Here is a 12,228-nt window from a genome sequence, read left to right on the forward strand (position 1 = left end):
TGATCCTCCAATTTATTATTCTGCAAATCTATTTTTTCCGTGGTAACGATCGTAGTGAATATCATCTGACACAAGATAGTTGTATATGTCGTCTACGATTTCAATACCTTCTTCATCATATTCCTTACTTCTTAATATACCGCGTTCACCTGGGTAATAAATTTCTCCATACCCCTCTGCCGCTGGTTGCGTTTTTAATTCATTGAGCATTGTAGTAATTTGTAGTTTGAAAGCATCTAAATCTGTAAAATATGCAGGGTTAATCACGATATGAAGTTGACCTAAATCGCGCCCTTTTGTTAAGTCCTGATACATGGAAGACACATGTATACCATGTGGAACTCCCAGAAGGCTACCGGATAAAATATCCACCATCATCATCAATCCATATCCTTTTGGACCTGCAATCGGTAAAAGTGCATGAACATCTCTTGCATTCGTTGTTGGTGCACCAGTTGCATCTACTGCCCATGTATTTGGAATAGATTCATTTTTACTTCTTGCGTCTAAAATTTTGCCCCATGCTTGGACAGTTGTCGCCATATCAAATGTGATGATACGGTCATCAGCGGATGGTGCACTAAAAGCAATTGGGTTTGTCCCAAAGTAAGGCTCAGTTCCTCCAAATGGCACGACCATAGGATCTGATTGACACATACTTATGGCAACCATATCTTGCTCTGCCGCCATTTCAACAAAGTAACCTAATGCACCACTATGAGAAATGTGTTTCATACCAACAACGGCAATACCTGATTTTTTTGCCATTTCAATTGCTTTTTCCATCGCTTGTTTGGCAACTTGGTGACCTGGACCATTATCTCCATTAAAGACCGCAGATGCTGGACCTGTTTGCTCAAATGTATAATTTGGATTTGCTGTAATCCCGCCTTTTGCGATTCGTTCAGAATAGTATTCAACACGTACGGCACCATGAGAATGAATACCTCTATGATCAGCGTATGTTAATACGTCTGCAACATCATTTGCCGCCCCTTCATTTAATCCCGCTTTTATAAACTTTTGTTTCATTAAATTAAATAGTTCTTCCTTCGATACACGCATATTGTCAGCCCCTTCTCTTACATCACAATAATATTTTGTCAGATTCTACATAAGTGAATTTCTTTTGTAACTGAGATACCTAATGAATCTTTCGATAGCTTCAAAGATTCATTAGGCCTCCTCTTTATAGGTCAATGTCTCGGTTTGCATCTTTAGAATAAATGTATGAGAATGGTTCATCTAAACCAATTGCATAGGTTGCTTGCGGTACATAAGCGCCCATAAAGATATAATCCCCTTTATCAACCGGCATCCATTCGTTGTCTAAGTTGTACATGCCTCGCCCACTTAAAACGTACGCGCCGTGTTCTTGGACATGTGTTTCAATGTAACCATGTGAAGCACCTGGTTTAAATGAAAGAATATGAATGTTCATGTCATATCCAATTTCTTTTGGTAATAAGTCTTGGATTAATACTTCTTTCATACCTTCATATGCCTCTTGTTCGATGTCGTTCACATTACCTGTAACGACTTCTGGTGTATACCCTTTAAGAGGTTGTCCTTTAAGAGGTTGATAACGTTTTTTGTATAAGAATAAGCGGCTATCTTCACCGTTATTATTATTTTCAAAAGTCAACTGTAAGTGTGGTGGTACATATAAGTACCCACCTTCTGTTAATTCGTATCTTTTACCATCTGCAAAGGCATTAATTTTGCCATAAACAACGTATACAAATGATTGAATACCATCACCAGCGAACCCAGTTTTGTTTCCGCCTTGGTTTTTTACTGTTACTAAGTAATCTACAAATCTTGCACCTAAACGTGGGGATCCTAAGATTGTTACGTCACAATCTTTGAAGCCAGGTACAACATTATTAACTAGGCCGTCTGGTGTGATTACCGCGAAATTGTCTTTTTTAATGACAGAACGTGTTTCTAATAAACCTTCTCTGTATCCTTGAACTTGATTTAAATAACCCATAAATATTCGGCTCCTTTTTTATTATTTTTATTCTTTATACGCTAGTTCATAAAGTACATCTGCTAATACTTCAATACCTTTAACAAGGTCTTCTATCTTCGTCTCTTCAGTAATATTGTGACTAATTCCACCAATAGAAGGTACAAACAACATCGCCGTTGGAACATATTGCGCGAAGATTTGTGAGTCATGTCCTGCACCAGAAGGCATCACTTTATATTGATCACCTACATTATTCTTTGCTGCTAGTTCAATGATTTGAACGATATCTTTGTCCATCAATGTTGGTGCCTCATCCATCCATAAATTAATGTCGTAAGTCATGCTATTGGCTTCGGCGACTAATTTAATTTTGTCTTCGATTTCTGCTGCAAAATCATTTAGTATTTGCTGATCAATATGACGACAATCTATTGAGAACGTAATTTCACCTGGAACTACATTTACTGTGTTTGGTACAAGTGTGACATGACCGAACGTTAATACCAGTGGTTCCCCAATTTCTCTAGCACGTTTTGTTAAGTCCGAGACAATTTCACTATAGGCAACAACTGTATCGCGACGTAATGACATTGGCGTAGTGCCAGCGTGGTTTGCTTCACCTTTTAAGTTAATCGTGAAGCGTTTTTGACCGACGATGCCATTAACAACACCGATTGTTTTGTTTTCTGTCTCTAACACTTTACCTTGTTCAATATGAATTTCAACAAATGCTTTGATGTCATTACGAACGTCAGTAGTTTTTCGATAATCAAAGCCTGATTGACGCATCGCATCTGCGAACTTAATACCCCCAGCATCTTCAATTGTGTCAACATCCGATTTTTTAGCTAGGTTAAAGAAATTTTTGCTACCCCAAAATGTGTAAGGGAAACGACTACCTTCTTCTTCTGCAAGTGATAATACTTCTAGAGATCGTAGCGGTTGACCATATTTTTCTTTTAAATATTTCACAGCAACAAGTGCAGATAAGATACCGAATTGACCATCAAGATGCCCACCTTCAACAACTGTGTCGATATGTGATCCTGTCAAAATTGTTTCGTTTGGATATTTACTTCCAACAAGACGTCCGGATAAGTTCCCGATGTCGTCAAAACTTGCTTCTAATCCTTCTTCTTTGAATGTTTTTTCCAGCTCACGAACTGCCTCATTCCATTCTTGAGAATATAAAAGGCGTGTAATTCCACCTTGTTCTAAGCCACCAAAACCTGTGAATTTCTTATCTAATAACTCAAACGTCAATTGAATATCCATACCTCTTTCACTCCTTCCTTCTACACTTTTATTATAGGTCCTTCCCCATAACCATTCATTGACACAACGAACAATAATGGAGGGTCATTTTATGCACTTTAGACAAAAAAATTGGTAAGGAGCAAGTAGCCGTGAGGTAAAAAGAATGCTGTTCGCTATCGATTATGTAAAGGAACTAAAAAAGCGTTTGAGTGGAGCAAATAATTGAGTTTATCTTTACGAAAAAAACAAAAACCACATAGTAAATCTATGTTATAACTTAGATTTACTATGTGGTATATTATTTACGTCATTAGAGGATAAACGATAACCCTAGTGTCATGATACATACGAGAAGGAGCAAGCCTAAACTGTATCGTATTGTATATTGAAAGATTTTTGACTCATTCCCAGTTTGATTAACAGCTGCCGTAGCAATCGCGATGGATTGTGGTGAAATCAATTTCGCTACGCTTCCTCCAGCCGTATTAGCTGCCATTAGCAATGATGGTGAGATGCTGATCTGCGTTCCGGTAACTACCTGCAAGCTGCCAAATAATGCGTTATTATTCACAACAGATCCCGTGAGAAAGACACCGATCCATCCTAATACTGGACTAACAAATGGGAAAAATTCACCCGTTTTGGCAAGCGCCAGTCCTAGTGAAGTGCTAAGCCCAGAAAAGTCCGAAAGATTTGCAAAAGCCATTACAAGTACAATCGTAAAAATTGGTAACGATAGTTCTTTAATAGTGTTACCTAACAAATGAACGGATTGTTTGATGTTTAACGCAGGAAACAGGACACTTGTTAAAATGATGGCCAATAAAATCGCCGTTCCCGTAGCCGAAACAAAGTTAATATTTAAAATAGCTGGTATAGAGTTTGCTTCTGTTACGATCGGTGGTGTACGCATGATTTGATCATGTAATCCTGGAATTTTCAAAGCGACAGTCGTAAAATCAAGTGCACCACCATCTACAAATAATTGTTTAAATGCAGGCAAGCTCCAAACGGCTATAACACCTGTGAGTATATAAAATGGTGACCACGCTACCAAAATCTCTTTCATCGTATAGTTTTTTAATTTCCCTATTAGTTCTACTCCCGGTTCATGGTAAATCGTTTTCGGTTGCCATTTCCTTAAGAATAATGCTAAAGCAACCATACTAACTAAAGAAGGAATAATATTCGCAAGCTCCGGACCGATCATAGTAATTGTCAGTAAATGAAGCACTGAATAGACACTACTAACGACTAAAATAGCTGGGAATATTTCTTTTATTCCTTTGATACCATCTAAAATAAAGATGAGGAGAAAAGGTACTACAAATGAAATTAAAGGTAATAGATAGGCTGTCATTCTTGACAGTTCTAATGTTTCCAACCCACCTACTTCAGCACCAGTAATGACTGGAATTCCAACTGTACCAAATGCACCCGTAGAGGCATTGGCGATTAGACAAAGTCCGGCAGCTTTAATCGGATGAAAACCAAGCGTCACAAGTAAGGCTGCACAAATAGCAATTGGCACACCTAATCCGGCCGCTCCTTCCAAGAAAGCATTAAAACAGAAACCAATGAGCAATAATTGAAGTCTTTGATCCTCGGTAATATTCGCTATACTACCACGTACGATCTCAAATTTTCCGGCTTGCACAGAAATTTTGTACAACCAAACAGCCATAATGACGATATAACCGATAGGCCACAGCGCTTTGCCTGTTCCAAGAAGAATGGCCGCGAAAGCTTTAGTAATCGGCATATCGAAAATTCCGATTGAAATGATCATAGTAACCCCTAAAGTTAAGGCTGCTGCATAAATCCCTTTTAATTTAAAGATTGTTAAACTAAGTAGAAATAGGAGTATAGGAAAAAAGGCTATGATGCCACTCGCTATTTCGTTTCCAAGTGGATTGTATTGTTGATCCCACATCGTTGTCACTTCTTTCTAACGTAGTTATTTCTAACATGGTTTAGTTGAGTAAAGGTAAATTTCTTTGTTCGAGCTACTTTAGCATGCTATCCTTGTTGTAACCCACTTTTCAAAAACAAAAGCATCACGTAGAATATTTTGACCTAGTTCAAGCATATGATTCTCCTTTACTATTTCGAAATAAAGGATTATACGTATAATAACCTTCAAAAATAGTATACAATCAGAGTGATAGCTTATCCTTGTAGCATCTTACATATTTAAATAATATTTTGGCTTTTTCTAACAAAGATAGAGGAGATGATTCTTGTGACAACATTAAAAGAAATTATGTCTGTCCAACAATTTTCTGATTTAATATTGTTAAATGATGAGGGCGATTTAGAAAGAGAAGTAGAAATGGTCGATATTACAGAAACGCCTGATATTAAAAATTTCACAGCACCACACTCATTTATCGTCACTACGGGTATGTGTTATCAACACGACCAATCCGGATTAATAGATCTCATACGAGAATTAAATGATATACAAGTTGCCGGCATAGGCGTTAAGTTATCGCGCTTTTTAGAAAAGATCGACGAGGACGTTTTAGAATATGCAAATGAGTTAAAATTCCCCATTATCAGAATCCCTGATAGTTGGAATCTTGGATCCATTACGCACCATATATCATCCTATATATTGGATGAAGAAACTGAAAAGTTATATTTTGCATTAGATATCCAACAAGAATTAAATACAATGCTTATGAGGGGTTTGAGCTTGGAAATGATGATTGAACGTATGAGCAGACTCCTTAGAGTCCCGGTGATGCTCTTAAATCCTTTCCATCAAATTAAATCGATGAGTCATCACTTTCACGAGCACTCAGAGCAAGTTCAAAAAAATCTTAGTTACTTCAAAAGATGTGTTAATTCCAATCAAATTTCTCCTAGTAATAAAGCATCTTTCCAAGAAGAACATATTATTTTCGAAGTTCCAGCATTTAAATATTTTCCATATTATTTGATGGTCTCAAATGTCAATACGCTTACGTATCCATTTAGTTTGCTTGCCATAGAACAAGCTGTCAATACACTCAGTCTCGCCATCTATAAAAATAGTAAAATCAAAGAAGCGGAACAACAAGATGTAAACCGATTTTTCGAAACGTTAATGTCTGAACATCCTGATAATCTCATTTCAGTCAAGCAGCACCCTGAGTTTTTAAAAAAGCATCTTATCCAACCATCTAATTTCTATCAAGTGATCGTTTGTGCAATTGATCAAGAAAGAGATGTGGAAAATAATATTTATTTGAATGAACGCTATCAGATGACCTATGAATGGCTCACGCATAAGTTGACGGACATAGATCCTTCCATCAGTGTCTATATGTCTCCAGGAAATCATCGGTTTACGATACTATTACAAACGAAACATCAACACTATTTAGATTACTGCAAATATATCCAAAAAGAATATCAAAAACTTTTTAATAGCACACTTTCATTTGGTATTGGAAATGAAGTCACCGAATTCTCACAGTTACCACTCTCTTATTTCGAAGCGAATGAAGCTTTTGATCATAAGTCTGAAAGTGGGAAATTAGAATTTATAGAACTCTATAAATCTAAAAGTGTAGAAGAATTATTACAACTCATTCCAGCCAATAAATTAAAGCCGTTTATCACGTATACGCTAGGTTCATTAGCCTATCCGAAGACGACGAAGGAAAAAGAGCTAAAACATACATTGAAAATTTATTTGGCGAACCATTGTGATCTTACAAAAACTTCAGAAGATATATTTATCCATCGGAATACGGTCAAATATCGGATTAAAAAATGTGAAGAGATATTAGGTCATTCTATCGCATCGCCTGACATTTCACTGGATTTACGATTAGCGTTATTTGCATCAGAGAAAATAACGTTTTAAATTAAATAACCCGCTAAAAAGCTATTGTAAATGCTTTTTGGCGGGTTATTTAATGGAAAAAGAATACGCTTACTTCCCCACCACATTTTAATAATAAATTTAATCACAAAGCTACCCATCGACGGGGGATAAAGATCACTCCATTGATGGGTAGCTTTGTTTTATTCATTAATTAGGGGTGGGGTTGTTTTATTCTCTCGCAACATCACGACAAAGAAAAATAGAATCGCTGCTACTGCAAGAAGTATTGCTGCAATATAGAATGCTAGTACTTTCGAGCCAGTGATATCACCAATGTAACCTGTAAGAGTTGGCGCAACAACGGATGAACTCATTCCAAAGAAGTTAAAGAAACCTAGTGCTTTAGCAACTTTATCAGAAGAAACTGAATCAGTTACATATGTGATTAACACTGGATCAATAGCAAGTTTACCTAATAAGCCATAAAGGATGAGTGCAGCATATAGCACAGCAGGGTTAGGTGCAAATACGGTTAAACTTATAGTTACGGCTGCACCGATTAACAACAGGAAAATTAATTTCAGACGCATATGTGCATTTTTGTCAATATACTTAGAAAAGATCAATGCGCCAGGTACTGCTGTTACTGCAACTAAAGCAGCAACATATCCTACTGAGCCTTGTTCGAATCCTTTTTCTGCGACAAGGAATGATGGTAACCATGTCACAATCATGTAATAACCATAACATGTTGCAAAATAGACAAAATAAATAACTAATTTTTTAGGCGAGAATAAATCTATGGCTTGAGATCCTGTGTCTTCATTTGTAGTTTTCTTATCTTCAGCCGTTTCATTTATAGCTATTTTTTTGTCTTGTTTAACAAATAACATAAACACAAATGTTACAGCTACTATTAAGACAGCTGTAATATACAGCATGTAATTCCATTTGATTTCAAGACCACCTACTAAAACAGATGAGCCTACTAGACCAATGACCATACCTAATGCAGCACCACTGTTGATGATCGCATTTGAAAAGCTTTTCTTATCTTTAGGCATATGTTTAGCAGATAACGAGAATGCTGCCCCATAGTATGAACCAGTCGAAAGACCTGCCAATAAAGCACCTATATATACTTGAGTGATTGTCGAGCTTGTCCCAATGACGAATGCTGCTAGCGCAAAAATAGCAAACGCAGGTATCAATACTCGTTTTTGACCAAATTTATCAACGAGTATTCCTGATGGAATTTGCATACCTGTATAAGCAAAGAAATAAATAGAAGCAACAAGTCCTACTTGTGTATCGCTAATATTCCCAAGTGATTCTTGAATTTGTGGATATATTGGCGTAAGTATTGTACGATAAATCCAAATAACTACCCAACCTAAACATAGTGCAAAGATGATTTTTTTGTAATAATTCGGGTCATGTTTAACTGTTTGTTCCATGGTTGACACTCCCATTTTTTTGTATTTACTGTTGTTATTACTTAACTTGATTGTAGGTTACGACTAGGTAAATAACATTGTTCAATTTGAACAAAAATAAAAATAACTTTAAACACTATAGACAAAAGAACATTCTTGAAATAAGTAAAGTTTCGTCTAAACCTATAAACCCTCGCTTTATGTTACTGTTGAATCTTTGAGAAACTGTCTAAAAAGCGAAAAAAAAGCGGATTGAGAAAAATCTTTCATTTCCTCAAACCGCTTCTCTAGGTATTATAATTGGACATATAATGAAAAGGCTGACAAAAAACAGTCAGATTTTGATTTTGACTATTTGGACAACCTCGTTCTATGATCCACTTATTCCTGTGAAATAAGTTTAACCTCACTTTTTTTACAATGAAAACTAGTTAACCAACAGACGTGAAAGTTAACTCAATACTATTAATGCGGAATAAAACCAATTGGTGTTGGACCCGCAATTCCTAACATAACAAAATCTTTATCAGAATTATTAGTCATACCATGCTTTTCACCCGCACGAGCAACAACAACATCACCAGCTTTAATTTGCACCATTTCACCACATTCTGGATAAAAATCGGCTGTCCCTTCAATAACAATCCAAATATCATCAGCTTTCTCGTGTGAGTGAAGTGGCAAAGTTTGCCCTGGACGCATACACCATACAGCTCCAACAGTATTAGGTGTTTCATAGAAAATATGTTTTGTCGCTTCTTCTTCTCTAAACTCTTGAATATCTGGCCAATGGAAAATACGATTTTTTAAATCTTCTCTTACTAATTGTTTTAATGTCATTGTATTTTCTCCTTGTTTCGAATTTCAAATTTACCCACGTTATTTAGCTTTTATCAGATAACGATTATCTTCGAATAATATTTTGAGGTTTCCCCTCTAAGAATGCCATTGTGTTATTAAATGCAATTTTAGCCCGCAATTCCATCGCTTCATTAGTAAGGAAACCTACGTGTGGTGTTAAAATTACATTTTGGGCGTGTAATAGTTTATAGTCTCCAGGAATAGGTGGTTCCATATCAAAAACGTCGATACCAGCTCCAGCAATTCTCCCTTCATTTAATGCATCTGCCAATGCATCATTATCAACAATCGGACCTCGTGCACAGTTGATTAAAATAGCTGATTCCTTCATTAATTCCAATTTTTCTTTAGAGATTAATCCCTTCGTACTTGGTAGTAACGGAATATGTAAGGACACAATATCAGATTGTTTTAATACCTCATCTATTTCCATATACTCGATTCCTAAAGCTTCAGCTTCTGGATTTCTTCGGGATCGGTCTGCAGCCACTATTTTTGCGCCAAATGCTTTAAACAAATGAGCCGTCATCATGCCAATTTTACCTGTACCAATCAAACCAACTGTTTTCCCTTTAATTTCACGACCTTGGAATGCTCCTGGGAAATTAGCGACACGAATCTCTTTATCCCCCTGAGTAATATGTCGATACACATCTAATACTAAACCAATTGTTATTTCCGCAACTGCTTGATTTGCATAACCAGCAGCATTACATATTATAATATCTTGGTTTTTAGCTTGAGTGATCCCTACATGATCAACACCTGTAAAGGCAACATTGATTAGTTTTACATTGTCATTTTGATCAATGACTTCTGTAGGATAAGGATTATTAGCAATCATAATAACATCTGCACCTTCACTACGTCTTGCTAATTCTGCCGAATCCGTTGTTTTCTCGTTGTAATAAACAAATTCATGACCGCGCTGTTTAATTGGTTCCGCTAATTTTTCAATGATCGAATCCGAAACATTTAATGGTTCTAATAATTTAACTAACATGTCTTAAATTCCCTCCTATTATTTTGCAATACGTCTGTTGATTAACTAGGTACCATAGTTTAAAAATAGAAAGATTCACGTTAAAATCACATAGGAAGAGGTGAATGAAATATCAGTCATCACTTTGTACCTATTGCACAAAAAACAAGGAATTTTCATTTTCTCTCGCTTCTTTTTCCTCCTGTTTTCTTATGGTATTCCTTAATGAAATTGTAGGATAGGAGCACTTAAATAACATTGTTCACTATCAACAAAAATAGAAACAACATTACATGTTTTTGACAAAAGAAAACAAGTAAAATAACTAGAGAATTATTCTTTATCGATCTAATGAGTCTTTCTATTTTCGCTCTCTGCGCGGTATTTTTGCATCTACATACAATAAAAAGCCCGTTTACCTCTAAGGTAAACGGACTGTTATAGCTAGTTTAATTGAAAAATTTTTATTAGTATTGCCAATCTCAAATCCCTCTATTAATTATTAGGTAGCTATACATAGGACAAACCCTCTTTCACAACAATAAAAATGAGGTTTGTTTAGTCGGAAGCAACCTTTTTTTATAAAACAAGCTGCCTTATTTGAAAAGTCAACGATGATTTCTTTTATTAAAAGTGAAGAAGCTTTTTTATGCTGATAGTCCATCATTAATCAATTTAGGATTTTCTTAGTTTGCATTTTTATCATCATTCCAGAAACTAACCCGATACTAAGTGTTGTAGCAAGAAGAATGAATGCTACTGTAAAGCTACCAGTTTTCATAAAGTAAACAGATATAATGGGCGCAACACTTGTTCCAGCAAATAAAATAACTGTATACATAGAGACTGCAATGCCACCCATTTTCCAGCCTAATTGACTAACAAGTGTTACTAACGAAGGAACAGCAAGAGCAATTCCACTAACAAATATGATACTGATGATGGTTAAACCAATTATGTTTGAAATAACGCTCATCATGATTAGTGCGATAATCGAAAGAGTCAAGGCAACTTTAAGTACAAACAACACATTGAATCGTTTTGCTAATTTTCCTGCAAAAGGTGACAATATCATTCCTAAAATACCAAAAGATCGAATGTAAATTAGCTTCTGACTACTCATTCCAAAAGAAGCACTAGTAAGATACTCACCCAAAATAATATACATACTGACAAAAGACATTAATAGAACGAATGCAATTATATAACTGAGTATTAAATTTCCATTGGTAAAAATAATACCAATCTTTTTCATAGGCTCCCATATATTTTTGGTTTGGTTATGAGCCACTCCTTTTGGTATAAACCACGATACTAGAAAGGCAGTAAAAATATATACTATAGAAAGAACATAAAATATTACATGCCAATGAGTATGTTCACTAACATATCCGCTAAATACCTGACCTACAATTCCAGCTACAAGAAATCCTGTGCTTATAAAACCAACTGCTCCTACTTTTTTATCATTTGGAAATACCTCAAGAGTATATGCAAGTGCTACTGGTGAAAATGTAGCCGCCGCAAGTCCCTGTAACCCTCTTAGTAGTAGAATTAAAGAAAAATCAGTAACCATTCCTAGTAGCAACGTTATAATACTTAATGAAAAAAGCCCCATAACAATCACATTTTTTCGTCCGTATTTTTCTGATATAGCTCCATAGAAAAAGCACCCTGCAGCAAAACCAAGTGAAAAAATACTTGAAGTGATGCCTGCTTTGGACAATGGAATATGATAATAATCACTGAAAAGACTAATTAGAGGTATTGTTAAATACAAACTAGACATAACTACCATCCCTGACCAAGATAAAATAATTGTCATCAGAGAATAATTTACATGGTTTCCTGTAATTGCTTTGTTCATACAATAAATCACCCTTTTAATTTGATTAACTTA

General features: G+C 35.7%; 9 protein-coding genes. 1 reads left to right on the forward strand and 8 read right to left on the reverse strand.

Annotated features, from left to right (window positions below):
• Positions 1-15: 15 nt before the first annotated feature.
• The 4 genes from allD to AC3WSO_RS12870 form a co-directional block, all read right to left on the reverse strand.
• A complete protein-coding gene (allD, locus tag AC3WSO_RS12855) occupies positions 16-1,065 on the reverse strand; it encodes an ureidoglycolate dehydrogenase (protein WP_492531269.1) in 1,050 nt (349 codons plus the stop codon).
• A 124-nt stretch (positions 1,066-1,189) separates the two neighbouring features.
• The gene (gene allE, locus AC3WSO_RS12860) at positions 1,190-1,993 is read right to left on the reverse strand and encodes a (S)-ureidoglycine aminohydrolase (protein ID WP_492531270.1); all 804 of its coding nucleotides are present in this window, start codon (positions 1,991-1,993) and stop codon (positions 1,190-1,192) included.
• 27 nt (positions 1,994-2,020) lie between these two features.
• Complete coding sequence (gene allC / locus AC3WSO_RS12865) at positions 2,021-3,250, reverse strand: allantoate deiminase (protein WP_492531271.1); 1,230 nt, start codon at positions 3,248-3,250, stop codon at positions 2,021-2,023.
• 292 nt (positions 3,251-3,542) lie between these two features.
• A complete protein-coding gene (locus tag AC3WSO_RS12870) occupies positions 3,543-5,165 on the reverse strand; it encodes a lactate permease LctP family transporter (protein WP_492531273.1) in 1,623 nt (540 codons plus the stop codon).
• A 309-nt stretch (positions 5,166-5,474) separates the two neighbouring features.
• Here AC3WSO_RS12870 and AC3WSO_RS12875 point away from each other — a divergent pair, with 309 nt between their 5' ends.
• A complete protein-coding gene (locus tag AC3WSO_RS12875) occupies positions 5,475-7,088 on the forward strand; it encodes a PucR family transcriptional regulator (protein ID WP_492531275.1) in 1,614 nt (537 codons plus the stop codon).
• A gap of 161 nt (positions 7,089-7,249) precedes the next feature.
• Here the strand turns inward: AC3WSO_RS12875 and AC3WSO_RS12880 are convergent, their stop codons facing one another.
• From AC3WSO_RS12880 to AC3WSO_RS12895, 4 genes are all read right to left on the reverse strand, one after another.
• Positions 7,250-8,506, reverse strand: coding sequence for an MFS transporter (locus AC3WSO_RS12880; protein ID WP_492531276.1), 1,257 nt, complete (start codon positions 8,504-8,506; stop codon positions 7,250-7,252).
• 444 nt (positions 8,507-8,950) lie between these two features.
• Positions 8,951-9,325, reverse strand: a complete 375-nt coding sequence (locus tag AC3WSO_RS12885; protein ID WP_492531278.1) for a cupin domain-containing protein — start codon at positions 9,323-9,325, stop codon at positions 8,951-8,953.
• Positions 9,326-9,389: 64 nt separating this feature from the next.
• A complete protein-coding gene (locus AC3WSO_RS12890) occupies positions 9,390-10,349 on the reverse strand; it encodes a 2-hydroxyacid dehydrogenase (RefSeq protein WP_492531280.1) in 960 nt (319 codons plus the stop codon).
• A gap of 649 nt (positions 10,350-10,998) precedes the next feature.
• Positions 10,999-12,195, reverse strand: coding sequence for an MFS transporter (locus AC3WSO_RS12895; RefSeq protein ID WP_492531282.1), 1,197 nt, complete (start codon positions 12,193-12,195; stop codon positions 10,999-11,001).
• Positions 12,196-12,228 lie beyond the last annotated feature (33 nt).

It is taken from the genome of Lysinibacillus sp. EB106-09-02-XG168 (assembly GCF_058791475.1).